The organism is Streptomyces sp. NBC_00258 (genome assembly GCF_036182465.1).
Taxonomy (GTDB): Bacteria; Actinomycetota; Actinomycetes; order Streptomycetales; family Streptomycetaceae; genus Streptomyces.
This window is the reverse complement of the sequence record NZ_CP108081.1, coordinates 2,404,344-2,429,835: the sequence shown is the minus strand read 5'-3', so window position 1 is coordinate 2,429,835 and position 25,492 is coordinate 2,404,344. Positions and strand designations below refer to the sequence as shown.

Here is a 25,492-nt window from a genome sequence, read left to right as displayed (position 1 = left end):
TCCTGTCCCATTCCTATCCAGCGGCCTCCAGCAACGCCGTCACGCTCTCCCTGGCGCGCGCGACCCGCGACCGTACGGTCCCGACCGGGCAGCCCACGGCCGATGCGGCGTCCGCGTACGGCAGGCCCGCCAGCTGGGTCAGGACGAACGCCTCGCGCCGTGGGGCGTCCAGGGTTTCCAGGAGGTCGAGGAGGGCCACGCCCTCGTCGAAGCCGGGCAGCCCGCGCGGCTGTGCGCGCTCGGCGGCCGTCTGCCAGTCGCCGGTGTCGGACATACGCGGCCGGGCCGCCGCCGTGCGGAAACGGTCGGCCACCGTGCGGCGGGCGATCGACAGCAGCCAACTGCGGGCGCTGGAGCGGGCGGAGAAGCCCGGGAGGGCGGTCAGCGCGCGGAGGAACGTTTCCTGGGTGAGGTCGTCGGCGCCGTGCACATCGCCGCTGAGGTGGGCCACGAAACGCCATACGTCCCGGTGGGTGGCCCGCACGAACCGCTCGACCGCGTCGGGGTCGCCGGCCCCGGCGGCCAGCGCCCAGCCGGTGATCCGTTCGTCGTCGTGTGCCTGAAGCAGGGCAGAAGCCATCGCAAGTGGTCCTTCGGTGAAGGGAAGCGCGGAGTGAGGAGAGCGGCGTACGGCCCGCGCGACCCGGAGGTGTGCGCGTGAGGCACGCGCGCGTGGGCCTCGCGTGGACCAAAGGGCCATCGCACGCGCGCGTGGGCCTACGGCAACGGCACGCGCGCGTGGCTTCGTACGACGCCTGGGCGCAGTACGACAAGGACCAGGATTCGGTCTACGAGGACCGGGACCGGCACCTACGGGAAGGACCGGGACCGGCCCATGAGGGGAACCGGAACCTGGTCGCCGGGCACGCGAGCCGTCCGCCGACGGCAGGCACGTACGCCGCGGATCCGGCCGTCACCGGTCGTGGGACGGTCGGTCAGCGGGCGGCCGGTGCGACCGGCGGCCCTCTCCGCGCGACCGCGTACTCCAGCAGAACTCCGCGCAGCCGACGCACCGGGGCGAACACGGGGGTCCGTACGGGCCCGGCAGGCCGGATGGCCGCCGACACCCGCAACGCCTGCAACGCCCGCCGCAGCGGCTCGAAGAGCGCGGTGCCGAGCAGACGGCCGGTCCGGTACGCGATCGCCCGCGCCGTGCGGAACGCGGCCTCCTCGCCGTGCCACAGCCACACACCGCAGACGAGCGCGGCGAGCAGGTGGGCCGCGAACATGCCGACGTCACCGCCCATGAGCAGGGTGTCCGCCGGATCGGGGCTCATCGGGTAGTGCGTATGGCCCGCGTCCATGGACGTCGAGGGCATGAAGGCGTCCGACGAACGCACGCTCTGGGCAAGTCCGAACAGCTGGTGCAGCCCGAGCTGTGCCACGACCGTGGCCCCGGTCACCAGCCCTGCGCCGCGCTCCCGCCCGGTGAGCCACCACGCGGCGGCCGTCGTCGCGGCGAACGCGTACCCGACGGCCCACCACGGCAGGCCCGCCCCGGACATCAGCGCGTGCCCCAGGGCCGCCGTCACCACGCACACGGCCGCGAACACGGCGGCACGCGCGAGGCGGAAGGCGATCCCGGAGGTCATGGCGAGCATCGTGCCAGTACAGGGCCGCCCGGATGACCGGAGCCCCGATTTGCGCCTCACGATGTGACTCACGCCACGCGAACCTCCGGGAACTGGACGCCCCCGCCCACCGACTACTGCACCGCAACGGCCGAGCACGGCCCGTCGTCCCCTGCCCCACCGGAGAAGCCCGCCGATGACCACCGCTCCCACGACCGAGACGGACGAGTCCCCGCAAGCCGTCGCCCCCGCCCCGAAACGCGGCCTCTGGTCGCCGCTGCGCCCCCTGGTCCTGCGGCTGCACTTCTACGCCGGAGTGCTCGTCGCCCCGTTCCTGTTGGTCGCCGCCACGACCGGATTCCTGTACGCGGCCTCGTTCCAGGCCGAGAAGATCCTGTACTCGCATGAGATGACCGTCCCCGTCGGCGACGAGAAGCTGCCGATATCCGAGCAGGTCACCGCCGCCCGCAAGGCGCACCCGGAGGGCACGGTCTCAGCCGTACGCCCCTCGCCGAAGGACGACGAGACCACCAGGGTGATGCTGTCGGGCGTCCCCGGCATCGAAGAGACGCACACCCTCGCGGTGTTCGTCGACCCGTACACCGCCAAGGTGCGCGGCTCGCTCGAACAGTACGGATCCACCGGCGCCCTGCCGCTGCGCACCTGGATCGACGAGTTCCACGCCAACCTGCAACTCGGGCAGGACGGGCGGCTCTACAGCGAACTCGCCGCAAGCTGGCTGTGGGTGATAGCGGGCGGCGGTCTGGTGCTGTGGTTCAGCCGCCGCCGTACGCAGCGGAAAATACGCGGCACCAGCGGCCGCCGCCGCACACTCGGTCTGCACGGCACGGTCGGCGTCTGGGCAGCCCTCGGGTTCTTCTTCCTCGCGGCGACGGGACTGACCTGGTCGACGTACGCCGGCGCGCACATCGACGAACTGCGCACCCAGCTCCACCAGGCCACCCCCGCGGTGTCGGCGGCCGCGGGCGGCGAGCACTCCGGCCACGGCTCCGCCTCGGCAGAGGGAGACGTCGAGCACGGCGTCGGCCTCGACAAGGTGCTGGCGTCCGCGCGGGCGGAGGGCCTGGGCGACCCGGTGGAGATCGTCCCGCCCGCCGACGCGGAGTCCGGGTACGTGGTGAGGCAGGTCCAGCGCAGCTGGCCCACCAAGCAGGACGCGGTCGCCGTCGATCCCTCGAACGGCGAGGTCACCGACACGGTCCGCTTCGCCGACTACCCGATCCTCGCGAAGCTGAGCCGCTGGGGAATCGACGCGCACACCGGAGTCCTGTTCGGCATCGGCAACCAGCTCGTGCTGATGGCCCTCGCCCTCAGCCTGATCCTGCTGATCCTGTGGGGCTACCGCATGTGGTGGCAACGAGGCCGAGCCTCCGCCTTCGGCCGCCCCATCCCACGCGGCGCATGGCAGCAGGTCCCCCCGTACATCCTGGTCCCCCTGATGGCGGCGATAGCCGTCCTCGGCTACTTCGTCCCCCTCCTCGGCATCCCCCTGGCCGCCTTCATAGCCGTCGACATCGTGCTGGGCGAGATCGCCCACCGCCGCGGCAAACGGACGTACGCGACGGCCAAGTAGCGGCCCGCCGTTGCCCGCACGGCCGGGTCCCTTCGGGCGGGGACTCGGCCGACCCCAACCAGGTGATCGCGAAGAGATGTTCGCGAAGAACTCTTCCGGAAGAGTTCTTCGCGTTCTACGCTGCGCCCCATGGCGGACGACGACATCACCCTCGACACGGCCGCACTGCGTGTACTGGCGCACCCCATGCGGCTCGCACTGCTGAACCGCCTGCGCCGGCAAGGCCCGGCGACCGTGCGGCAGTTGGCCACCCACTTCGAACTGGACTCCGGCGCGGCCAGCTACCACCTCCGGCGTCTGGCGGCGGGCGGACTCATCGAGGAGGACACGGAGCGGGGAACGCGGCGGGACCGGTGGTGGCGTGCGCGGCACCGGATCTCGATGCACGACCCGTCCACGTCACCGGACGCCACCGAGAGCCGTGCGTACGTGCAGGCTCTGGCCCTGGCCGACGGCGAGACGTTGCGCAGGGTGGCCGGCGAGGTCGTACCCGTCCTGCCCGACGAGTGGTTCGGGGTCAGCATGTTCATGAGTCAGACGCTGCACCTGACGACCGGCGAACTCGACGCGATGAAGCGGGAGTTGGCGGGAGTGATCGAGCGGTACCGGACGGGGGAGCCGACCGAGGGGGCCGAGCGGGTGGCCGTTCAGCTGCAGATGTTCCCGCTGCTCGCCGAAGAGACGTGACCGCGAAACCCGCCTTCCGTGATCCCAACGTCCTGCGCTGGCTGGGCGCCTACACCACGTCGGTCACCGGCGACGTCGCCTATTTCATGGCCCTGTCCTGGGCCACTGCCCGGGTCGCTGGTCCCGCACAGGTAGGTGTCGTCCTGGCCGTCGGGGCGATACCCCGTGCCGTCCTCATGCTGGGCGGCGGTGTGCTCGCCGACCGCTTCGGCCCGCGCCGCGTCCTGATCGGCAGCGACCTCGTACGGTGCGGCGTGCTGCTCGGTGCCGCCACTGCGACCTGGGCCGGCGGCCCTCAACTATGGCTGTTGTACGCCCTGTCAGTGCTCTTCGGCGTGGTCGACGCCGTGTTCATGCCGGCGGTGGGCGCCCTGCCACCGAGACTCACGGACCATGGGCAGCTGGCCCGCGTACAGGGCATGCGGGTCCTGGCGGTGCGGTTCAGCAACGCGGTGGGGCCGTTGGCCGGCTCCTTCGCCCTGGTCGTGGCGGGGGCGACGGGCGCGTTCGCCGTGGTGGGGGTGCTGTTCGGGGTGTCGTTGGGGCTGCTGTCGGCGGTGCGCATGACACCGGTCGTCGCGACGCCGGTCGCCACGGCGTCGGTGGAGGGGGATGTCGAGCCCGCGCCGCCTCGGCACAGTTCCGTCGAATCCATTCCGCCCCGGCGCCTGTCGGCCGATCTGCGCGACGGCATCCGCTATCTGCGCGGGCACCGGCGGCTGCGCCGCCTCGTCTGGGTCATCGCTCTCGGTGAGATGTGCTTCAGCGGCCCGCTCGCGGCCGGACTCGTCCTTCTCGCCGATGAACGGAAGTGGGACGCCGCCGCACTCGGCTGGATTCTCGCCGCGTTCAGCGTCGGCGGAGCCGTCAGCGCCCTGGCGATGGCCGCAGTCGGCCGGGTACCACGCGCCGGAACCGTTCTGGCGGTCTCGCTCGCCGCCACCGCCGGTCTGGTCACGGTGCTGGGCAGGGCCACCACACCAGGAACAGCCGTCGTGCTCAGCGGGATTCTCGGTGGCGTCAGCGGTGTCGCGATGGTTCTGGGCAACGCGCTGCTGCAGAAAGAGGCCGAGCCCCGGTACCTCGGGCGCGTCACCTCCGTGACGACCCTCGGCACCCTGGGGCTCAGCCCTCTGCTCTTCCCGCTCACCGGCCTGGCCGCCGCACTCTGGGGTACGGCGGCCTTCTTCACCGGGTGCGGCGCGGTCTGCCTCCTCGCGGCCGCGACCGCCCTCAGCCGGCCGCTGCGCGGCGCGAGTCTCTAGGCGCTCCCGAACGTCCCGGTCCTCCCAAGGTCCTCCCGAGTACTCACAAGGACTCGAACTCGCCCGCGAGGGCCGAGGCGAGGCGTATGTGGGGTTCGGCCTCGGTGGTTCGGCCCTGGCGTTGGAGTGTGCGGCCGAGCATCAGGCGGGCGTAGTGCTCCACGGGGTCGCGCTCGACGAGCAGCCTCAACTGGGTTTCCGCGCGGCCCAGTTGGGCCGAGTGGTAGTACGCGCGGGCCAGCAGCAGTCGCGGGCCCACCTGCTCCGGCACCTCCTCGACCAGGCCGTCGAGGATGCGCGCCGAGGCGGCGTATTCCTTGGCGTCGAAGAACATCCGGGCGCGCTCCCAGCGCTCCGCGGGGGTTCCGTGGTCGTAGTACGTCGTGTCCACTTCCGACCTCCTTCGACGGGCAGAACGACCGCGTTTCGTTGAATATTCCACGACCTTGGTGAGGGCTCAGCCGTGGTCGACGATGGCTTTTACGCGCGGGCCAGTTCGGCGTTCGCCCGCTCGGTGACGAGTGTCAGTACGCGGCCTGCCGTCGCCAGGTCCTCCGCGGGAATGTCCGCGTAGATCCGGGCGGATATCTCGCTGGTCTCTGCGGTGATCCGCTCGTACAGTTCCCGGCCGGCCGCCGTGAAGTGCAGCCGGGAACCGTCCGACGGGACTTCCTCGACCAGCTTCGCTGCCACCAGTTCGTCGATGGTGGTCCGCACCGCCGACTCGTCGATCTTCAGCGAGCCCATCACGTCGGCCACCAGCTTGTCGCGCTCGACGGGGCCGTCCTCGGCGGCGACGACCCTGAGGGTCACCGACTGGTGGAACGTGTTGCCCGTACGCGTCAGAACGCGCTCCAGGACGGCACGTGCCGCGTAGTGGGCCAGGGCGATGACGCGGCCGTTGACGGTGGGTGTGGTGGGTGCGGTGGTGGTCATGACTGCTCCGTCTCGTTCTCGGTCGGTGGATCGAGTGGTACGTCCAGCAGGGTCGCCAGCTCGCGGCTGAAGGTCTTCGTGCGTGGGCCGTCGAGGCCTCCGAGCGGCGTCAGCAGTTGTTCCAGCAGACCGTGCACGATCCTGACCGCGCGGCGGGTGACCTCGCGACCCTGATCGGTGAGCGTCAGCTGCACCGCGCGGGGATCGGCGGGGTCCCGCGTGCGCTCGACGAGGCCGGCGGCCTCCAGGGCGCGGGCGAGCTTGGACACGTACAGCGGTTCGAGCCCTGTGTGGTCGGCGAGTTGCCGCTGGCTGGGGCGCAGTCCGCTCCGGTGCATGCCGTGCAGCGACGCCACCAGCGAATACTGCGCGTGGGTCAGGCCGAGCGGCGCCACCGCCCGGTCCACGGCGACCCGCCATTTCATGGAAAGACGCCAGACCAGGAAGCCGGGCGTCGCGCCCTCGGGGTTCGTACTCACGAGAGATACAGTACATGGCTACTATGTACATGGCTAGTATTTACGGCGCGTGCGCTGTGACCGCCGATCGGCGGGTGGATGGACTGACGGAGGGTCCCCCACGGGGCTAGGTTGTGGGCCATGAGCAATCTTGATCGCGAGGCAGTTCCCGCTCTGTGCGGCGGCCGGGGTTTCGTGGTGGCGGAGCCGGTGCGCGAACTCCTCAGCCCCCGCCGGGTCAAGCTCGGCGAGTCCAGCGAAGTCCGCCGTCTGCTGCCCAACCTGGGCCGGCGCATGGTGGGCGCCTGGTGCTTCGTCGATCACTACGGCCCCGACGACATCGCCGACGAGCCCGGCATGCAGGTTCCGCCCCATCCGCACATGGGCCTGCAGACCGTCAGCTGGCTCCACGACGGCGAGGTCCTGCACCGCGACTCCACCGGCAGCCTCCAGACCGTCCGGCCGCGCGAGCTGGGCCTGATGACGTCCGGACGGGCCATCAGTCACTCGGAGGAGAGCCCCAAGTCGCACGCCCGCTTCCTGCACGGCGCACAGCTGTGGGTCGCGCTCCCCGACCGTGACCGCCACACCGAGCCGCTGTTCGAGCACCACGCCGAACTGCCCGTCGTCACCGCACCCGGCATCGAGGCCACGCTCATCCTCGGCAGTGTCGACGGGGCCGCCTCGCCCGGCACGACGTACACCCCGATCGTCGGCGCCGACCTGGCCCTGGCTCAGGGCGCCGACGTACGTCTCCCGTTGGAGCCGGACTTCGAGTACGCCGTGCTGTCCATGTCCGGCGAGGCCCACGTGGACGGCGTACCGCTGCTGCCCGGTTCCATGCTCTACCTCGGCTGCGGCCGCTCCGAACTCCCCCTGCGCGCCGAGTCGGACGCGGGCCTCATGCTCCTCGGGGGTGAGCCGTTCGAGGAGGAGCTGATCATGTGGTGGAACTTCATCGGCCGCTCCCAGGAAGAGATCACCCAGGCCCGTGCGGACTGGATGACGGGCTCCCGGTTCGGTGAGGTGGTGGGGTACGGCGGCGCCCCGCTGCCCGCTCCCGAACTTCCGCCCGTGCCGCTGAAGCCGCGTGGAAGGGTGCGCTGACGTGGAGTTGTGACGCGGCGGCCGCTCTCTCGGGGCGCGTCGGCTTCTGTGCGGTGTCTGGTGCACCGGACGGGCCGTCGCGCCCCTTCTGTTTTCTGCTTCTGTTTTCTGACTGTGCTTTCCGCCCGTTTTCTGCCGGGCGGCGCCCCGCCTTCGCGGGCGGCGCGCGCGTGAAGGTCGTGGACCCCTCGCGGAGAAAGTGGGCGTCCCTGCGCCCGAGTCGGACTCCTATGCCCGGATTGCGGGTGGAGGAAACTATGAATCTGAGAATTCAGTGAACATCCTGTGACCACATCCGTATCAAAGGAGAGCTTCGCCCACACCGGAAGTCCCGCCGGTTCCGAGGATGTTCAGAGAGGCCTGATGAGACGCAACACGCGAAAGAAGTCGAAGACCACCGTTCGGGTGGTTGGCGCTGCGGCGGCACTGGCCATGGGGGCCGGCGGACTCGTCGCGGCCAACATCTACGCCTCTGCCGACGAAACCGGCGCAGCGAAGGGCACGGCCCAGAACCAGGCGTTGGCGGCCGGATCCTCCACGATCGACTGCCCCGACGTCGGCCAGCAGTTGAAGGCGGTGCCCGCCAAGGCCCGAACCCAGGTCGACAGGGAGCTTGCCCTGCTCGACAAGCAGGTGTCCGAGGCCTATCAGCGCCTCTCCACCTCGCAGCGGGCGATTCAGCAGGACGCCAACTTCGCGCAGAACGCGATCGTGAATCCGCTGAAGGACAAGCGGAAGGCGACGATCGACCGGATCGTCATCGCCATCGGCCGTGTGGGCACCAAGCCGCAGGGCCTTGAGGCGCTGGCGCCCTGCACGTTGCGCTCCACCGGCAATCAGCCCGCCGCGGGTCAGCCCTCCGGGCAGCCCGCCTCCGGGCAGCCGGCTTCGGGTCAGCCCTCGGGTCAGCCGGCCGCCGGCCAGCCCGCGGCGGGCAACGGGCCCGTCGCCGCCGACTTCGTGGACATCACCAAGGTCAAGCCCAACGTGAGTTCGCCGCGCAAGTCGTCGAAGGCGTCCAAGGGCACCTTCGTCACCAAGTGCGGGGTGAACGCCAACAAGCTGTACAACAGCGACAACGTCATCGTCGCGCCCGGTGTCACCAACGGCGCCCACCACGTGCACGACTACGTCGGCAGCCAGGACAACGACGCCTTCACCAGCGACCAGGACTTCCTCAAGGCCAATACCAGCTGCAAGAACAAGGGCGACAAGTCGTCCTACTACTGGCCGGTGCTGCGCCTGCAGGACGGCACCAAGGAGTTCGACGCCGACCAGCTGGGCGGCGGGGCCGAAGGCAACACCGGCCGGATCCTGACGGCCAAGCAGGCCACGCTGGACTTCGTGGGCAGCCCGCGCGGCAAGGTCGTGGCGATGCCTCAGCTCCTGCGCATCATCACCGGTGACGCCAAGGCGTTCACGAACGGCCCGGGCAACGCCAACGCCTCCTGGAGCTGCACGGGCTTCGAGAACAAGGTGCAGCTGAAGGACAAGTACCCCCTCTGCCCGTCGGGCCGGGACGTGGTGCGCACCTTCAAGTTCCAGAGCTGCTGGGACGGCACCAACATCGACAGCGCCAACCACCGTACGCACGTGGCCTTCGCCGACGCCAAGGGCAACTGCCCGAGCGGCTTCAAGGCCATTCCGCAGCTGGTTCAGCGTCTGGTGTACGACGTGGACGCGCCCAGCCTGAAGGACAACGGGAAGACCCGTCCGTTCTTCTCCCTGGACGGGTTCCCCGAGCAGGCGCACAAGCCGATCACGGACCACGGTGACTTCATCAACGTGTTCGACACGAAGGTGCAGAACAAGATGGTCCAGTGCATCAACTCCGGACGCAGGTGCAGCTGAGTCCGAAGAGCGGGTCTAGTCAGCGGTAGGTAGAGGTGGGCGTCGTGCGAACGGCGCCCACCTCCCCGCGTTCGCGCCCACCCCGGTGCCTTCGCGCGCACCCCGGCGCTCTCAGGGCAGCGTGGCCATGGCACGGCACGGCCTCCCGTGCGCGTCACCGGGCGGGCCGACGGCCTAGGCTTCCGGTCGGAACCGGAACCGGCACCCACCCCAGGAGCGCACACCGTGTTCGACCCCGCACCTGAGCACCCGTACCCCGACGGCCATCAGCCGGACGAGGCGCCGGCGCCGCACGCACTGCTCGAACCCGTGCTCGGCCTCCTGGGCTGCTGGCGCGGCCGGGGCCAGGGCGAGTACCCGACGCTCACCGGAGACTTCACGTACGCGCAGGAGGTGACCTTCAGTCATGACGGCCGCCCCTTCCTGCGTTACGAGGCCAGGGCCTGGCTGCTCGACGCCGACGGCGCTCCGCTGCGTCCGTCGGCCCGGGAGAGCGGCTGGTGGCGGCTGCAGCCCGACGGCCGGGTGGAGGCACTGATCACCCAGCCCACCGGTGTTGCCGAGATCATGGTCGGCCGTGCGGCCGACAAGACGGTCGACCTCTCCACCCACGAGGTGGCTCTCGCCCCCACCGCCAAGAAGGTCGACGCCACCCGGCGCCGCTACACACTGACCGACGACGACACGCTCAGGTTCGACCACGACCTGGAGGCTGTCGGCCAGCCCCTGCAGCACCATCTCTCGGCGCTGCTGCGACGCGAGGCCAAGGACGGCTCCGGCCGGCGGTTCACGGGGCGTTGAGCAGGGGCGACGCCTTCACGCCGAACCGACCCCGAGGATCGAGGAAGAGCATGACCAGCATCGCCATCGTCGGAGCCGGACCCGGACTGGGAGCGGCCGTCGCGCGGCGCTTCGGGCGCGAGGGCTTCGACGTCGCGCTCATCGCCCGCGACCACGAACGGACGAACGCCCTCGCCGCCGAACTGTCCCGCGAGGGCGTCACGGCCCGCGGCTTCGCCGCCGACGTACGGGACCCGAAGGCCCTCGCCGCCGCCCTCGACGCGGCGAACGCGACTCTGGGCCCGGTCGAGGTCCTGCAGTACAGCCCGGTCCCGCAGCGGGACTTCATGCTGCCGGTCCTGGAAACCACCCACGCCGACCTCACCGGCCCGGTCGAGTTCTCCGTCTACGGGCCCGTCGTCGCCGTACAGCAGGTGCTCCCCGGTATGCGCGCCCTGGGCCGCGGCACCGTCCTCTTCGTCAACGGCGGCACCGCGGTCGTCCCCCATCCCGACCGCGCCGGTACGTCGATCGCCTTCGCCGCGGAGAGCGCGTACGGCCATCTGCTGCACGACGCGCTCGGCGGGGAGGGCATCCATGTCGCGCAGCTGATCGTCCCCGGCGCGATCATCGCCGGACACCACAGGAAGGACCCCGCCGTGCTCGCGGACACCTTGTGGGGGATCCACCAGGAGCGGCACGGGTTCCGGCACTTCGCCGACGACCTCGACTCGTGACGGTCGGCCGGTGACCCGGGCGATGGACTCCGCGGCTTAGGCGGCGGACTCCGCCGGGCGGGGGACGAGCCGCATCGTGGTGGAGTTCGCCTCGGGGCCGGTGATGGCCTTGATGATGTTCGCGGCGTAGTGGCCGTACTTGGCGCGGTAGGCGGCGTCGACCGAGTCGTTGAGAGCGGGATCGGCGTCGACGAAGGTCACGTCCTTGTCCACGCCACCGGCCTGGATACGGCCCTGCAGACGGGCCCGCGTGCCCCGGTACCAGGCGGCCGTCGGCCCGTTGACGGACCGTACACAGATGTCGTCGCCGACGCGGACGACCCAGATGGTCCGCCAGCTGCCCGGCGATCCGTCGCGCCGCAGGGAGACGACGCGCAACTCCTCGGCGTTCTCGATCCGGGCGAGTTCGTCATTCGGCCAAGTCGTCATGGACGGGTCTCCTTGTCGCTACCGGTGTGCCGGCTTCGGAACCAGACTCACCGCCACGATCGGCACCGGCAACAGCACGGCGCTCAATGGGCTGACGGCGTGCCGGCGGGCGACGCGGATGCCGCGGGCGAGCCACTGTTCGCCCTGGTCGCCGGGCGAGGCGGGCGCTCGATGGCGGAGGAGGACGGTCGGGTGCGGCCAACGTCCATGACTCCAGGAGGAGTTCACGCCGCACCACTCTGGCGCGCGTGCGATCACTTGGGCTACCGTCGGTAACACCTTGCCGTCCCAGCGGCATCTTTGGCGTCTCCCGCCCCCTCCGCACCTCCTCCGGAAGGCACCCCCATGGAGAATTCAGCAGTCACGGCTGCCATCACGCGCCGCCGTGCCCTGACGGTGGCGGGCGGCACGCTCGCTGGTGCCGCCCTGGCCCAGTCGGCGGGATCCGCCTTCGCCGCCTCGTCGTCGGACGCGGACGCGATCGTCGTCGGCGGCGGGCTCGCCGGGCTGGTCGCCACCGCGGAGCTTGCCGCGGCGGGCCGCAAGGTGCTGCTCCTGGACCAGGAACCGGAGACGAACCTCGGCGGACAGGCGTTCTGGTCCTTCGGCGGTCTGTTCCTCGTCAACTCCGACGAGCAGAGACTCATGGGCATCAAGGACACCCAGGAGCTGGCCTGGCAGGACTGGCTGGGCACGGCCGGCTTCGACCGCGGCATCACCGATCCGAAGGGCCAGGACCACTGGGCCCACAAGTGGGCCGAGGCGTACGTCGACTTCGCCTCGGGTGAGAAGCGCTCCTGGCTCGCGGGCCTCGGGGTGCAGTGGTTCCCGATCGTCGGCTGGGCCGAGCGGGGCGGCGGTCTCGCGGACGGCCACGGCAACTCGGTGCCCCGCTTCCACGTCACCTGGGGCACGGGACCGGCGGTCGTCGAGCCGTTCGAGAAGAAGGTGCGGGCCGCGGTCGAGGACAACAAGGTGACCTTCAAGTTCCGGCACCGCGTCGACGGGCTCGTGACCACGGGCGGCGCCGTCACCGGCGTACGCGGCGCAATCCTGGAACCGAGCAGCGCCGCCCGCGGAAAGCCCAGCTCCCGCACGGTCGTGGGCGAGTTCGAGCTGCGCGCCCCGGTCGTGATCGTCACCTCCGGCGGCATCGGCGCCAACCACGATCTCGTACGCCAGAACTGGCCGGCCCGGCTCGGCACCCCGCCCAAGACCATGATCACCGGCGTGCCGGCCCATGTCGACGGCCGCATGCTCGCGATCACCGAGAAGGCGGGCGGCCGGATCGTCAACCCGGACCGCATGTGGCACTACACCGAGGGCCTCAGGAACTACGACCCGATCTGGCCGGGCCATGGCATCCGCATCCTGCCGGGCCCGTCGTCCATGTGGTTCGACGCCACCGGCAAACGCTTCGGCGCACCCGACATGCCCGGCTACGACACCCTCCACACGCTCAAGTCGATCACTGACACCGGGTACGACTACTCCTGGTTCGTGACCACCCAGAAGATCATCGCCAAGGAGTTCGCGCTCTCCGGCTCCGAGCAGAACCCGGACCTCACCGAGAAGAACATCTGGAAGCTCCTCTCGCGCATCTGGCAGACCCCGGAGCCGATCGAGAAGTTCAAGAAGAACGGCGTGGACTTCGTCGTCGCCACGACACTGTCCGAACTCGTCCGCGGCATGAACAAACTGACCGGGGACGGCCTGATCGACCTGAACGACCTCAAGCGGCAGATCGACGCACGCGACCGGGAGATGGACAACCCCTACAGCAAGGACGCCCAGGTCATGGGCATCCGCAACGCCCTCTCCTACCCCGGGGACACCCTCAGCCGCACGGCAGCCGCCCACAAGATCATGGACAGCAGTGCCGGGCCACTGATCGCCGTGCGCCTCAACATCCTCACCCGCAAGAGCCTCGGCGGCCTCCAGACCGACCTCTCCGGCCGCGTGCTGAACGCGGCCGGAGAAGCCGTACCCGGTCTGTACGCGGCCGGTGAGGTGTCGGGATTCGGCGGAGGCGGCGTCCACGGATACCGCTCCCTGGAGGGCACGTTCCTCGGCGGTTGCCTCTTCTCCGGCCGTACGGTGGGACGAGCCGCGGCAGCCGCGACCGCGTCCTGACGACGGTGTTCTGACGGCGACCGCGTCCTGATCCCGACGCGGTGCCGATGCGCGCCGAGATGGTGCCGGCGCGGAGATCAGTCCCGCGCCGGCGCCCGAAGCTTCGCGAGCGTCAGTACGTCGCCGCCGATTCCCCACCCGCCGTCGGTGACCTCCTCGACCAGTACGAGGGTGGTGGCGCGGGCGCGTTCGCCGTAGATCTCGACGTAGAGCTCGGTGGTGCGGGCGATGATCTGCTCCTTCTGCTTCTCGGTGAGGGTGTCGGCGGGCACCTTGAAGTTCGCGAACGGCATGTTCGTACTCATTCCTGTGATTTCCGGTGGTGGCTGACTGCTACCGGGGGTGGCGGGAGGGGCGGCCGTCAGACGATGCCGCCGTTGGCCCGGACGACCTGTCCGTTGATCCAGTGACCGGCCGGGGAGACGAGGAACGCGACCGTCTCGGCGATGTCGGCAGGGGTGCCGAGGCGTTCCAGCGGAGGCTGCGCGGCCAGTTTGGCGATGGTCTCCTCGTCCTTGCCGTCGAGGAACAGATCGGTCGCGGTGGGACCGGGGGCGACGGCGTTCACCGTCACATCCCGGCCGCGCAGCTCGCGGGCGAGGACCATCGTCAGCGCTTCCACCGCTCCCTTGCTCGCGCTGTAGGCCCCGTACGTGGGAAACGCGAGACCGACGACGGACGTCGAGAAGGTGATGATCGTGCCGCCCGGCCGGATCCTTCGGGCGGCCTGCTGGGCGACGACGAACGTGCCGCGGATGTTGGTCCGGTGCAGCGCGTCCAGATCCGCCAGGTCCAGGTCGACGACGGCCGCATTGTGGGCCCGGCCCGCCGCGTGGACGACCACGTCGACACCGCCGTACGTGGACTCGGCCAGGTCGAACAGCGCGGACATCTCGTTCTCGTCGGCGACGTCCCCGCGTACGGCGATGGCCCGGCCGCCGGTGGCGGTGACCTCCTTGACCGCGGCTTCGGCGAGGTCCGCGTTGCCCGAGTAGCCGGCCACGACCGCGAATCCGTCGGATGCCAGACGGGCCACGGTCCGGCGGCCTATGCCGCGTGAGCCGCCCGTGACGACGGCTACGCGGGGGTGGGCGGGCGCACCCGGCACCTCCGGGTTCTGCACGTTTTCCCCGGGACTCGTCTCCGCGGGATTCGTCCCCGCCGGATTCGGAATGGACATGATGCTGATGGCTCCTCGCTGCGGTATCCGCGGTGTCTGCGATGTCGGTGAGCGCTGCTCCGAGACTTCTCTGCGCGGCGCCCCTGAGATCCACCATCGGCGGCCCTTCCCGCGTTAACCAGGGCTGTCTCCACCCTGGGGTTGGCATCCCCTGGCTCCGGACACGCGCGCGAGTGAGGATGGCGGGGTGACCTTTCCCGAACTGGCGGCATTCCTGAGGTCCCGGCGCGACCGTGTGAAGCCGGGTGACGTGGGGCTGCCGGTCGGTCCCCGGCGGCGCGTTCCGGGGCTGCGCCGGGAGGAGGTCGCCCAGCTGGCCGGCCTGTCCGCGGACTACTACACCGAACTGGAGCAGGGGCGCGGCGCCCAGCCCTCGGAGCAGACGCTGACCGCTCTCGCCCGCGCTCTGCGGCTGGCCGGCGATGAGCGCGACCACCTCTACCACCTCGCGGACCGACGAGTACCCCCGGCCGCGCACGGCCCCGCCGCCCACGTCCAGCCGGCCCTGCTCCGGCTCCTCGACCAGCTCACCGGTACGCCCGCGCAGGTCATCACCGACCTCCACGAGACGCTCGTCCAGAACGAGGCGGCCGCCGCCCTGATCGGCCGCCCGCCGGCCGTCCGCGGACCGGCGGCCAGCTTCGTCCACCGCTGGTTCACCGACCCCGCGGCACGCTCCATCTACCCGGCCCCGGACCATCCCCGCCAGTCCCGGGCCTTCGTGGCGGACCTCCAGGTGGTCGCCGCCCGACGGGGCCGCGATGCCGAGGTGACCCGGATGATCCGCGAACTGCGCCGACGCAGTACGGAGTTCACCGAGTTGTGGGACACCCACGACGTGGGCCTGCGCAGGAACGACCACAAACGCATCGTCCACCCCGGCCTGGGCGTCATCGAGGTCGAATGTCTCAGTCTCTTCAGCGAGGACGGCCGTCAGCGCCTCCTCTGGTTCACGGCACCGCCCGGCAGCCGGGCCGCCGAGCAACTGCGGCTCCTGTCCGTCATCGGCACCCAGGACATGACGGACCGCGAGCACACGGCACAGGACCCGACGGATCAGCCCTGGCTCGGCGGATGACCTCCAGGAGGGAGAGGCCGCCTGTGCGGGGCCCGGGAGCCTAGGAGTGGCAGGGCCACCTTGTGCCGTCGCCACGGGGCTACGGTCGAGTCATGGACAGCGACAACCTCCTGGGACAGTTCCTCCGAGCCCGCCGCGGACTGGTGCGGCCCGAGGACCTGGGCATGCCTGCCGGCGACCGGCGCCGGGTTCCGGGCCTGCGCCGGGAGGAGGTCGCGATGCTGGCCGGGCTCAGCACCGACTACTACGTACGTCTCGAACAGGGGCGTGAGCGGAACCCCTCCGCGCAGGTGCTCGACGCCCTGGCCGGTGCGCTGACGCTGGACGACGACGCGATCGCCCATCTGCACCAGCTGGCACGGCCGTTGCCCGCCAGGGAACGGCGGAGGACGCGCGCGCCTCGGCTCGGCACGGGCCTGCTGCGGATGCTGGACAACTGGCCGAACACCCCGGCCGTGATCCTGGACCGCTGCATGAAGGTACGGGCCCACAACCTGCTCGGCGAGGCCCTGTTCGCCGGGCACACCTACAGCGGGGATCTGATGCGGCTGGTCTTCCTCGACCCCGACGCCCGGGACTTCTATCCCGACTGGGACCGGGTCGCCGTCAACACGGTGGCCGGGCTGCGCGAGGCGGCGGGGGCGGACCACGACGATCCCCAACTGATCGAGGTGGTGGGCGAACTGTCGCTCAAGAGCGCCGTCTTCCGCAGGTTGTGGGCGCGCCACGACATCCGCCAGAAGAGGCACGAGACGAAGCGTTTCCACCACCCCGTCGTCGGCGAACTCACCCTGGAATACGAGTCGTTGACCGTCAACAGCGCGCCAGGACAGCAACTGGTCGTCTACCAGGCCGAACCCGGCAGCTCCTCCGAGCACGCGCTCTCCCTGCTGGGCAGCCTGACCGCCACGGAGACCCAGAAGGCCGAGAAGGCCCAGAAGAGCCAGGGGCCCCGGAGGCGGTAGCGGCTTCGGAGGCCAGGGACCGCTCTGCCCGCTGCCGTCGCTGAACGGCCCCGGCCCAGCGCCTACCTCACCTCCCGGCCTTCCCCTCTCCCCATATCTCCTTTCCCCGAGCGCGCCGTAGAGCGCTCTGCTCGCCGTGCCCGAACAACGGTATCCACGAAGGAACATGTCGACATGTCAACCAACGCCGTACCCGTCTGGTTCATCACAGGCTGCTCAACAGGTCTGGGCCGCGCCCTGGCCACCGCCGTGCTCGACCGCGGGTGGAAGGCCGTGGTCACCGCCCGCGACCCGGGAACGGTCGCGGACATCGTCTCCGGTCACGAGGACCGGGCCGTGGCACTTGCCCTGGACGTGACCGACAGCGACCGGATCGACGCTGTCGTCAAGGCGGGGACCGCGGCGCTCGGCCCCGTCGACGTGCTGGTCAACAACGCCGGATACGGATATCTGGCCGCTCTCGAAGAGGGCGAGGACCACGAGATCCGTGCCCTCTTCGACACCAACGTCTTCGGTCTCGTGGACGTCACCAGGGCCGTGCTGCCGGGCATGCGCGCGCGGCGCAGCGGTCACATCGTCAACATCTCGTCCCTCGGCGGCCTCGCCGCCTTCGGGGCCACCGGCTACTACCACGCCACGAAGTTCGCCGTCGAAGGCCTCTCCGAATCGCTCGCGGCCGAGGTCGCGCCGCTGGGTGTCAACGTCACCATCGTCGAACCCGGAGCCTTCCGCACCAACTGGTCCGGCCCGTCCATGCGTCAGTCCGCGACCCGCATCGAGGACTACGCGGCGACCGCGGGAGCCCGGCGCAGGAGCACCTTGGAGACGTACGGCCACCAGCCGGGGGACCCCGAGCGCGCCGCCGCCGCGATCATCGCCGCCGTCGGCGCGGAGGACCCGCCGCTGCGACTGCTCCTGGGCAAGGTCGCCCTCGACGTGGCGCTGGCCAGGCTCGACGCCCTGCGGACCACCTTCACCACGTGGCGCGACGTGACGCTCAGCGCCGACTACCCCGACAACGACTGACCCGATCCACAGACCGAACGACCGACTCGATGCACAGGCCGAACGACTGGCTCGATCCACACACCAGGAGACCCGACATGCCTCATACATCGTCCCTCGACGACTATCGCCTTCTCGGCCGTTCCGGGCTGCGCGTCTCGCCCCTCGCGCTGGGAACCATGACCTTCGGTGAGGAGTGGGGCTGGGGAGCCGGCCCCGACGAAGCGGCCAGGATCTTCGACCTCTACCTCGACCGTGGTGGCAACTTCGTCGACACCTCCGTCAACTACACCGACGGCGCGGCGGAACGCCTGCTGGGCCACTTCCTCAAGGGCCGCCGCGAACGCGTCGTGGTCGGCACCAAGTTCACGATGGCGCGTGAGCCGGGCAACCCCAACTCCGGCGGCAACCACAGGCTCAACATGATCCGGTCGGTGGAGACCAGCCTGCGCCAGTTGGACACGGACCGCATCGACCTCCTCTATCTGCACGGCTGGGACTTCACCACGTCCGCCCAGGAGGTCATGCGCGGACTGGACGACCTCGTCACCGGCGGGAAGGTCGTCTACGTCGGCATCTGCAACACGCCGGCCTGGCGCATCGCCGAAATGCAGACGACGGCCGACCTGTTGAACTGGTCGCCCTTCGTCGCCCTCCAGATCGAGTACAGCCTCATCCAGCGCACGGTCGAGCACGAGCTGATGCCTCTGGCCGCGAACAAGGGGATGGGCGTGGTCCCGTGGTCGGCGCTCGGCGGCGGCGTGTTGACCGGCAAGTACGGCCGGGACGATCTGGCCGACGGCAACGGGCAGGGCGCCGCGGCCGGTTCCCGCAAGGGGGTCATCGAAGCGTCCGGCAATCTGACGGAACGCACGCTCGCGATCGCCGACGTGGTGCGTGAGGTGGCCGCCGAACTGCACGCCGAGCCGGCGCAGGTGGCGCTCGCCTGGACGCTCGCCCACCCCTCGGTGACCGCGCCCGTCATCGGGGCCCGTACGCTCGCCCAGGCCGAGAAGAACATCGCCGCTCTCGATGTGGTCCTGGCGGAGGAGCACCTTCAGCGGCTGGACGCGGCCAGCTCGCCCGAGCCGATCTTCCCGGCGTCGTTCATGCAACGGCCCCTCGCCAAGGGCCTGGTCTTCGGCGGTGCCACGGTCGCCACTCGCGGCTGAACCGGCCCGCCTCCGGCCGCGAACCAAAGTCCCCGCGACGCGCGTCCCAACCTTCAACTGCTTTGAGCCGAACGACGTAATGTGATCGGTCATGAGAGATTCGGTTCGGTTCATGAGGGGCTCAGGGACATGGGGGACGGCGGCTCGTTAGGCGACCTCGTGGTCGCGGCGCGGGACCGGGCGTTCGTCGGGCGGGCGGCGGAACGGGCGATGTTCCGGTCCGCGCTGGCCGGGGACCCCCACGGTTCGCCGGTGCTGTATCTGCACGGGCCCGGCGGAATCGGCAAGTCCACGCTGCTCAGGCGGTTCGCGCTGGAGGCACGGGAGGCAGGACGGCTGGTGGTCGAGGTCGACGGCCGTACGGTTCCGGCAACGCCCGACGACTTCGAGCAGGCCGCGGGAAAGGCGATCGGCGAGCCGGGGTCGGTGCTCCTGGTCGATGCCTTCGAGCACTGCCAGGGCCTGGAGCACTGGTTGTGGGAGCACTTCCTGCCGCGGCTGCCGCTGGGCACGGTCGCGGTGGTCGCCGGGCGCTCGGCCCCCGATCCGCGCTGGGTCGCCGACCCGGGATGGGCCGACCTGATGCACGTCGTACCGCTGCGGAACCTTGCCCGGGGCGACGCCGCCACCTTCCTGCGGGTACGCGGCGTCCCGAACGGGGCACACCACGCGCTGCTGTCCTTCACCGGCGGCAATCCGCTGGCCCTGTCCCTGGCCGCGGCGGTCGTCGTGCGGCAGGACGCGGACGGTACGGCTCGGGCGGCCGACTGGGCACCCGGCCGGGACGTGATCGCGACCCTGCTGCCGCGACTCGTGGGCGATCCGCCGAGCCCGGCGCACCGCACCGCGCTGGAGGTCTGCGCCCAGGCCGACGTCACCTCCGAGGCCCTCCTGCGGGCGATGATGGGCGAGCGCGCCCCCGAACTCTTCGCCTGGCTGCGCACCCAGCCCTTCATCGAATCCACCGCGGCCGGGCTCTTCCCGCACGACGTGGTGCGCGAGGTACTGGCGGCCGACCTGCGCTGGCGCGACCCGGACGGATTCGCCGCCCTGCGCCGGCGGATGTACGAGTATCTGCTCGGCCGCGTCCGGGAGGCGTCCCCCGCCCAGATGCTCCCGGCGATGCAGGCGCTGGTGTACCTGCACCGGACCCTCGGCCATCTCGCAAAGGCCTTCGAGTGGCAGTCCAGCGGCCTGGTGCGGGAACTCCCATGCACTCCCGCCGACGAGAAACGCGTGGTGGAACTGGTCCACGAGGCGGAGGGCCCCGAATCCGCAGCGCTGGCCCGGTTCTGGCTGGACAGGCAGCCCGAAGCGTTCGTCGTCTACCGGTCGACCGGCACCGATGACATCGTTGCCCTCTCCGCCTGGCTGCGACTCGCCGAGCCGGAGGGGGAGGAAGTCGATCCGGTGGTGGCCGCCGCCTGGGCCCATGTACGTACGGCCGGGCCGTTGCGAGCGGGGGAGCGCGTGGCCGTCGCGCGTTTTCATGTGAACCCGCAGGCGTACCAGCGGCCTTCGGCCGCCATGAACCTGATCCAGTGGCGCGTGATCGGGGAGATCGTCCGGTCCGACGATCTCGCGTGGTCGTTCGTCGTGATGCGGGACGACGGCTTCTGGGACGACTACCTCGAACGCAGCGACATGCTGCCGACCGACGCCGGACCCGTGGTCGGCGACCACCGATACCGTCTGTTCGCCCACGACTGGCGTACCCGGCCCGCCCTGGCCTGGATGGTGGAGAAGAACAAAGCCCTGCTGGCCGGCGCCGGCATAGATGTCGGCACCGGCACCCATCTCGTTGACGCCACCGGCGAGTCGGCGCCCTCGGCCTCGGACGGAACCGCGCGGGAAGGGACGGACCACGTCGTGCTGTCCCGGCGGGAGTTCGACACCGCGGTACGGGACGCCCTGCGCGCGCTGTGGTGGCCCAACGAGTTGGCGGCCAGCCCCCTCAGTCGCAGTCGTCTGGTCGCGGCGCACGGCCAGAGCCTCCATGACGTCCTGCTGTGCGCCATCGACACCGTTCTCGAAGAGCGCGGCGGGGAGAAACGACACCGCGTCGTGACGACCACCTACAGCAAGGCCGCGCCCACCCAGGAGGCGGTGGCCAGACGCCTCGGGATGTCCTTCAGCACCTACAGGCGGCATCTGACGGCCGCGGTGAAGCGCATAAGCGATGTGCTGTGGAGTCATGAACTGAGCGGACAACCGATGGTGCCCGTCGGCCGGGACCTGTCGGCGGACCAGCGGGACGGGCAGTCACTCGACGGCCCGGGCCCGGGTTGATGGACAGTTGTGAGCAGTCATTGACCACGAATACGGCTGTTGCCGAGATTCCGGCCCGCCGAGAATTCCGGGCCGTGCCCATCCGACATCCGTACCCGGCCTCTTCGCCGTCGACAGGGGAACTCGCCCACCCGTCCGCCGACTCCACGTCGACCGGCCGGCCATCCGCCTATCCGGTCGACGTCGTTGTCTCCTTACGGCGCGAGGGGACGGCAAGGCTGTTGCGCAACTTGCGCAGTTACCAGGTCCTGCCTGCTCTCCTCCATCCGTGGGGCTCCGGAACGGCCTACCGGTCGCTGCTGCGGGAGCCGGATGCGCTGAGTCTGCTGGACGTCCCGGAAGGGGCGGCGACGGACGACCTCGCGCAGCGCGTTCAGGTGCTCAGTGCCCTCTCCTCCGTCGTCGTGCTGACCCCGGGCCACATCGACTCCGTCGAACTGCTGCGGGCAGGAGCCGCCAACGTGCTGCCCCGCGCCATGCCGCCGCTCGAACTCGCCGGCCGACTGGCCGCCGAACGGCGCTGGCTCGGCGCGTCGGCTCCGCCCCGGGTCCGCCACATGCGCTCCCTGCCGCAACAGGTCACGCGGCCCCGGCAGTTGTCCCAGGGGATACTCCTCGACGTCCTGCTGTCGTCCGCCCGCCCGTGGTGCTGCCATGACCTGTGTCTGCTGCTGGGTACGGCCCGCGCCCCGATGAGCCGGCGGGCCCTGCAGGCGCGCATGCTCCGGCTGAGCGAACGCCTGATGCCGTACGGGCTGTCCGTCACCAGCACCGTCCAGTGGGGCAGGACCACGTACACGGGCATCAGCGGCTAGCCCGGCGGGATCAATGAATGCGCCCGCTCACGTCGGCAGCGTCATCCGGTGGCACGGAGCGGCCGCCGTGCCGGACGCCCGGCCAGCAGCCGAAGGCACGCCACCGGACGGTCCCGTACCGGACGACGGGCCACCGAGGCACCGCGGGCCGTCACCGACGCCAGTCGCTGGTGGTGCAGGTCCAGGATGAACCGCATCAGTCGCCGGTGCTCCTCGGAGCAGTGCTCCAGGAGCACGGTGGCCTCGTGGAGCGTGGCGCGCGCAGCCTCGACGGTGGCCGCGACCAGCGCACGGACTCCGGGCAGGTCGCGACCCTTCTCGAGGTCGGCGCGCGTGATGCCGTGCCGGTCCAGATCGCTGAGGGGCAGATACAGCCGCCCGCCGCGCAGGTCCTCCGACAGGTCGGTGAGGATGTCCGTGCGCTGGGCGGCGTCGGCGAACAGGCGGCAGGAGGCGGCGAACTCGGCGCTTCCGCCCCCGAGATGGGCCAGCCCCGACGTGATCATCAGGAACGGCCAGGTGAGCTGCTCCACATACCGCTGGTAGTCGGCCTCGGTCTCGAACCCGGAGAAGTCGAGGTCGATCCGCGCACCCTCCAGGTACGAGTCGACCCAGCGGCGCGGCAGTTCACGCTCCGCCGCGGTGTGCAGGAACGCCCGCAGCAGGGGATGCGCGGCGGTTCCCGTACTCAGTGCCGTACGCACCTGCTCGGCCCACGCGTCGTAGTGCCGCGTGCGTTCCTGGACCGTTCCCCGGTCGCAGACGTCGTCGGTGAACGACGCGAACGCGTACCCGGCCAGCACATGAGGCTGATGGGAGGCGGGCACCAGCAGCCGCACCGCCAGAAATCCGGCCGGCTCCCGCCGCTGCATGAACCGCGCGACCTTCATGTAGTCGTCACGCAGAGCGCCCTGGTGCGCTCCTGCCGATTCCAGACAACTCCGCCAGGTCCGCACGTACGCTCCCACGCGATGGTTCCTTTTTATAACTAAAGAACGCGCAGGCTATCAGTCACGGTTTTCGAGCTGCTCACCGGCGGCGGCGCAGGGTGAAGGCCGCGCCCGCCGTGATCAGCAGGCCGGCCGCACCGCCCGCGACAAGGGGCAGGGCCAGGGCCTGGTTGTCGTCGCCGGAGTCGGGCGAGGAGACCGCCTCGCCGGCCGCGTCGGTCACGGCGACCGACGGTTCCACGGGGGCGCTGGTGACATCGGCCGGGGACGCCGACGGTGTGGGAGTGGGCGCGGCCTTGGTGGGCGCGGCGTTCGTCGGTGTCGCCGCGGGCTTCTTCGACGCGGACCCGCCTTCCCCGGCCCCCGTGTTCTCCTTCGCCGCGGGGAAGACCACGTCCGAGCACGAGTAGTACGTGTCCGGTGTGCTCGTGTTCTGCCAGATCGTGTAGAGCAGATGGCGTCCGGTGCGGTCGGACGGCAGCTTGGCCTTGATCCGGTAGGCGCCGTTCACGAGCGCCGGGTCGGTGGCCGTGGCGAAGGGCTGCGACGGCAGGTCGGACCAGGTGAGGGGCTTCGTCGGGTCGTAGCCCTCCTTGGTCAGGAACAGCTTGAACGAGCCCGTGTGCGGAATCGTCGACCGGTAGGTGAGTGTCATGTTCGCCCCGCCGGTCAGTCTGGTCGACGGCCAGTCGGCGCGGGCCAGGTCGAGGCCCCGGTAGGCGGCGATGCCCCCGCTGCACAGCTTGCCGTCGGGGACGACCTGGCGGTCCCGGCCGTTGACGCCCGCGAGGCGCAGATTGTCGAAGGCCGCGATGCCGGAGGAAGCGGCCGCCCGGCACGCCGCCGACTGCGACTGCTGCCCGCCGGGGGAGCAGGCCACCACCCGGCTCACGGGGTCCGTCGGCGCGCCGTGCGCGGCGGCGGGCCCGGCGGCCCACACCGCGAGCAGGAGCGGGGCCGTCCCAAGGAGGGCGGCGGTGCGGTGTGCGGTCATGGGTCGGGTCCTCCTAGCACGGCAGACGGGTCGGGCCCGCTGCCCCTGAAGTACGGGGATCACGCGAGGCCCGTTCAACGCCCCCCGTACGGGCGATCAACACGCGCCCCCCGGCGCCCGCCCGGCTGGAATGGACCCGTGACCGCGCCCCCGGACGACTGCCTCGCGCGCAACGAGTGGATCTGCGGCGAATACCTCAGCACCCGCCGCGACATCCTCCTCGACGCGGTCGGCCAGCACCTCCAGCTGACGGCGCTCTCCGTCCTCATCGGGCTGGCCCTCGCCGTGCCACTCGCCGTGCTGGCGCGCCGCTGGGGCTGGGCCGCGGGCCCGGTGCTCGCCGTGACGACGATCCTCTACACGATCCCGTCGCTCGCCATGTTCTCGCTGCTCCTGCCGGTCTACGGGCTGTCGGCGGCCCTCGTCGTCGCCGGCCTCGTCCTGTACTCGCTGACCCTGCTCGTACGGAACATCCTGGCCGGACTGCGCGCCGTGCCCGAGGAGACCCGGCAGGCGGCCCGCGGCATGGGATACGGGCCCATCCGGCTGCTGCTCACCGTGGAGCTGCCGCTCGCCCTGCCCGCCGCCATGGCCGGGCTGCGGATCGCCACCGTCTCGGCGGTGTCGCTGGCCACGGTCGGCGCGATCGTCGGCTTCGGAGGGCTCGGCAACCTCATCTACTCGGGGATGAACACCTTCTTCAAGGCGCAGGTCCTCACCGCGTCCGTGCTGTGCGTCGTCATCGCCGTCGCCGCCGATCTGCTGCTGCTCGGCGTGCAGTGGCTGATCACCCCGTGGACGCGGGCGGCCCGGGCGTGAACACACTGGCCGACGCCTGGGACTGGCTCACCGACCCCGCGCACTGGGCGGGCGACGACGGCGTCTGGCACCGGCTCACCCAGCATCTCGTGCTGACCGTGGTCTGCCTCGTCATCAGCTGTCTGATCGCGCTGCCGGTCGCCCTCGTCCTCGGCCACCTCGGCAAGGGCGGTGCGCTCGCGGTCAACATCTCGAACGTCGGCCGCGCGATCCCCACCTTCGCCGTGCTCGTCCTGCTGCTCCTCACCCCCATCGGCAAGTGGGGCGAGGGCCCGACGGTCGTCGCGCTCGTCCTTTTCGCCGTGCCGCCGCTGCTCACCAACGCGTACGTCGGGATGCGCGAGGTCGACCGTGACGTCGTGCGGGCCTCGCGCGGGATGGGCATGACCGGGCGGCAGATGCTGTGGCGGGTCGAGGTGCCGCTGGCGATGCCGATGATCCTCAACGGAGTGCGCATCGCTGCCGTGCAGCTCGTCGCCACCGCCACGATCGCCGCACTCGCGGGCGGCGGCGGTCTCGGGCGGATCATCACGGCCGGGTTCAACCTCGCGAGTACGCCGCAGGTCGTCGCCGGAGCCGTCCTCGTGGCCCTCTTCGCGCTGCTCGTCGAAGGAGTCTTCGAGGTGGCCGAGCGACTGGCACCCAAGAGGGGCGCGCGATGAGGCGGAGCGAGAGGA

26 protein-coding genes are annotated in these 25,492 nt (G+C 70.7%); 16 read left to right on the top strand and 10 right to left on the bottom strand.

Annotation, left to right across the window (positions count from 1 at the left end):
• Positions 1-13: 13 nt before the first annotated feature.
• Both OG718_RS11190 and OG718_RS11185 read right to left on the bottom strand, forming a co-directional pair.
• Entirely contained in the window at positions 14-580 is a 567-nt protein-coding gene (locus tag OG718_RS11190; protein ID WP_143634746.1) for a sigma-70 family RNA polymerase sigma factor, read from the bottom strand.
• Between the two features lie 355 nt (positions 581-935).
• On the bottom strand, positions 936-1,592 hold the full coding sequence (locus OG718_RS11185; RefSeq protein ID WP_143634748.1) for a hypothetical protein: 657 nt from the start codon (positions 1,590-1,592) through the stop codon (positions 936-938).
• 175 nt (positions 1,593-1,767) lie between these two features.
• Between OG718_RS11185 and OG718_RS11180 the strand changes: the two genes are divergently transcribed.
• The 3 genes from OG718_RS11180 to OG718_RS11170 all read left to right on the top strand — a co-directional run bounded on the left by OG718_RS11180 (position 1,768) and on the right by OG718_RS11170 (position 5,117).
• The gene (locus OG718_RS11180; protein WP_328844053.1) at positions 1,768-3,165 is read left to right on the top strand and encodes a PepSY-associated TM helix domain-containing protein; all 1,398 of its coding nucleotides are present in this window, start codon (positions 1,768-1,770) and stop codon (positions 3,163-3,165) included.
• A 129-nt stretch (positions 3,166-3,294) separates the two neighbouring features.
• A complete protein-coding gene (locus tag OG718_RS11175; protein ID WP_143634752.1) occupies positions 3,295-3,852 on the top strand; it encodes a winged helix-turn-helix domain-containing protein in 558 nt (185 codons plus the stop codon).
• A complete protein-coding gene (locus OG718_RS11170; RefSeq protein WP_328844052.1) occupies positions 3,849-5,117 on the top strand; it encodes an MFS transporter in 1,269 nt (422 codons plus the stop codon). Before OG718_RS11175 ends, OG718_RS11170 begins: the two co-directional genes overlap by 4 nt.
• A 43-nt stretch (positions 5,118-5,160) precedes the next feature.
• Here OG718_RS11170 and OG718_RS11165 read toward each other — a convergent pair whose 3' ends face one another.
• From OG718_RS11165 to OG718_RS11155, 3 genes are all read right to left on the bottom strand, one after another.
• A complete protein-coding gene (locus tag OG718_RS11165; protein WP_143634753.1) occupies positions 5,161-5,508 on the bottom strand; it encodes a tetratricopeptide repeat protein in 348 nt (115 codons plus the stop codon).
• An 89-nt stretch (positions 5,509-5,597) separates the two neighbouring features.
• Complete coding sequence (locus tag OG718_RS11160; RefSeq protein ID WP_328844051.1) at positions 5,598-6,053, bottom strand: MarR family winged helix-turn-helix transcriptional regulator; 456 nt, start codon at positions 6,051-6,053, stop codon at positions 5,598-5,600.
• A complete protein-coding gene (locus tag OG718_RS11155; protein WP_328844050.1) occupies positions 6,050-6,532 on the bottom strand; it encodes a MarR family winged helix-turn-helix transcriptional regulator in 483 nt (160 codons plus the stop codon). The genes OG718_RS11160 and OG718_RS11155 overlap by 4 nt, the downstream gene beginning before the upstream one ends.
• A gap of 120 nt (positions 6,533-6,652) precedes the next feature.
• On the opposite strand from OG718_RS11155, the gene OG718_RS11150 reads away from it, so the two are divergent.
• The 4 genes from OG718_RS11150 (at position 6,653) to OG718_RS11135 (ending at position 10,986) form a co-directional block, all read left to right on the top strand.
• The gene (locus tag OG718_RS11150) at positions 6,653-7,618 is read left to right on the top strand and encodes a pirin family protein (protein ID WP_143634759.1); all 966 of its coding nucleotides are present in this window, start codon (positions 6,653-6,655) and stop codon (positions 7,616-7,618) included.
• A 363-nt stretch (positions 7,619-7,981) separates the two neighbouring features.
• On the top strand, positions 7,982-9,469 hold the full coding sequence (locus tag OG718_RS11145; RefSeq protein ID WP_328844049.1) for a DUF1996 domain-containing protein: 1,488 nt from the start codon (positions 7,982-7,984) through the stop codon (positions 9,467-9,469).
• Positions 9,470-9,694: 225 nt separating this feature from the next.
• A complete protein-coding gene (locus OG718_RS11140) occupies positions 9,695-10,270 on the top strand; it encodes an FABP family protein (RefSeq protein WP_328844048.1) in 576 nt (191 codons plus the stop codon).
• 50 nt (positions 10,271-10,320) lie between these two features.
• Entirely contained in the window at positions 10,321-10,986 is a 666-nt protein-coding gene (locus OG718_RS11135) for an SDR family NAD(P)-dependent oxidoreductase (RefSeq protein ID WP_143634765.1), read from the top strand.
• A gap of 36 nt (positions 10,987-11,022) precedes the next feature.
• Here OG718_RS11135 and OG718_RS11130 read toward each other — a convergent pair whose 3' ends face one another.
• Positions 11,023-11,415 (bottom strand): DUF2255 family protein, encoded by a 393-nt coding sequence (locus OG718_RS11130; protein WP_143634767.1) that lies wholly within the window; start codon positions 11,413-11,415, stop codon positions 11,023-11,025.
• Positions 11,416-11,760: 345 nt separating this feature from the next.
• Here OG718_RS11130 and OG718_RS11125 point away from each other — a divergent pair, with 345 nt between their 5' ends.
• Positions 11,761-13,548 (top strand): FAD-binding dehydrogenase, encoded by a 1,788-nt coding sequence (locus OG718_RS11125; protein WP_143634769.1) that lies wholly within the window; start codon positions 11,761-11,763, stop codon positions 13,546-13,548.
• A 77-nt stretch (positions 13,549-13,625) separates the two neighbouring features.
• On the opposite strand, the gene OG718_RS11120 is transcribed toward OG718_RS11125, so the two are convergent.
• On the bottom strand, positions 13,626-13,841 hold the full coding sequence (locus tag OG718_RS11120; RefSeq protein ID WP_143635128.1) for a tautomerase family protein: 216 nt from the start codon (positions 13,839-13,841) through the stop codon (positions 13,626-13,628).
• Positions 13,842-13,909: 68 nt separating this feature from the next.
• Positions 13,910-14,728 carry an SDR family oxidoreductase gene (locus tag OG718_RS11115; protein WP_328844047.1) on the bottom strand — a complete coding sequence of 273 codons (819 nt, stop codon included), beginning with the start codon at positions 14,726-14,728 and terminating at the stop codon, positions 13,910-13,912.
• Between the two features lie 187 nt (positions 14,729-14,915).
• Between OG718_RS11115 and OG718_RS11110 the strand changes: the two genes are divergently transcribed.
• The 6 genes from OG718_RS11110 (at position 14,916) to OG718_RS11085 (ending at position 22,052) form a co-directional block, all read left to right on the top strand.
• Positions 14,916-15,806: a helix-turn-helix transcriptional regulator gene (locus tag OG718_RS11110; protein ID WP_328844046.1), complete on the top strand. Its 891-nt coding sequence runs from the start codon at positions 14,916-14,918 to the stop codon at positions 15,804-15,806.
• Positions 15,807-15,898: 92 nt separating this feature from the next.
• Positions 15,899-16,771 (top strand): helix-turn-helix domain-containing protein, encoded by an 873-nt coding sequence (locus OG718_RS11105; RefSeq protein ID WP_328844045.1) that lies wholly within the window; start codon positions 15,899-15,901, stop codon positions 16,769-16,771.
• Positions 16,772-16,945: 174 nt separating this feature from the next.
• Positions 16,946-17,797: an oxidoreductase gene (locus OG718_RS11100; protein ID WP_143634777.1), complete on the top strand. Its 852-nt coding sequence runs from the start codon at positions 16,946-16,948 to the stop codon at positions 17,795-17,797.
• Between the two features lie 77 nt (positions 17,798-17,874).
• Positions 17,875-18,948: an aldo/keto reductase gene (locus OG718_RS11095; protein WP_143634779.1), complete on the top strand. Its 1,074-nt coding sequence runs from the start codon at positions 17,875-17,877 to the stop codon at positions 18,946-18,948.
• Between the two features lie 129 nt (positions 18,949-19,077).
• Positions 19,078-21,237 carry an ATP-binding protein gene (locus OG718_RS11090; protein ID WP_328844044.1) on the top strand — a complete coding sequence of 720 codons (2,160 nt, stop codon included), beginning with the start codon at positions 19,078-19,080 and terminating at the stop codon, positions 21,235-21,237.
• A gap of 74 nt (positions 21,238-21,311) precedes the next feature.
• Positions 21,312-22,052, top strand: a complete 741-nt coding sequence (locus tag OG718_RS11085) for a hypothetical protein (protein WP_328844043.1) — start codon at positions 21,312-21,314, stop codon at positions 22,050-22,052.
• Positions 22,053-22,093: 41 nt separating this feature from the next.
• On the opposite strand, the gene OG718_RS11080 is transcribed toward OG718_RS11085, so the two are convergent.
• Positions 22,094-23,020, bottom strand: coding sequence for a squalene/phytoene synthase family protein (locus OG718_RS11080; RefSeq protein WP_328844042.1), 927 nt, complete (start codon positions 23,018-23,020; stop codon positions 22,094-22,096).
• Positions 23,021-23,081: 61 nt separating this feature from the next.
• On the bottom strand, positions 23,082-23,996 hold the full coding sequence (locus OG718_RS11075; protein ID WP_328844041.1) for a lytic polysaccharide monooxygenase auxiliary activity family 9 protein: 915 nt from the start codon (positions 23,994-23,996) through the stop codon (positions 23,082-23,084).
• Between the two features lie 138 nt (positions 23,997-24,134).
• On the opposite strand from OG718_RS11075, the gene OG718_RS11070 reads away from it, so the two are divergent.
• Positions 24,135-24,815 carry an ABC transporter permease gene (locus OG718_RS11070; protein ID WP_143634788.1) on the top strand — a complete coding sequence of 227 codons (681 nt, stop codon included), beginning with the start codon at positions 24,135-24,137 and terminating at the stop codon, positions 24,813-24,815.
• Positions 24,812-25,477 (top strand): ABC transporter permease, encoded by a 666-nt coding sequence (locus OG718_RS11065; RefSeq protein ID WP_328847732.1) that lies wholly within the window; start codon positions 24,812-24,814, stop codon positions 25,475-25,477. Before OG718_RS11070 ends, OG718_RS11065 begins: the two co-directional genes overlap by 4 nt.
• Positions 25,478-25,492: the final 15 nt, after the last annotated feature.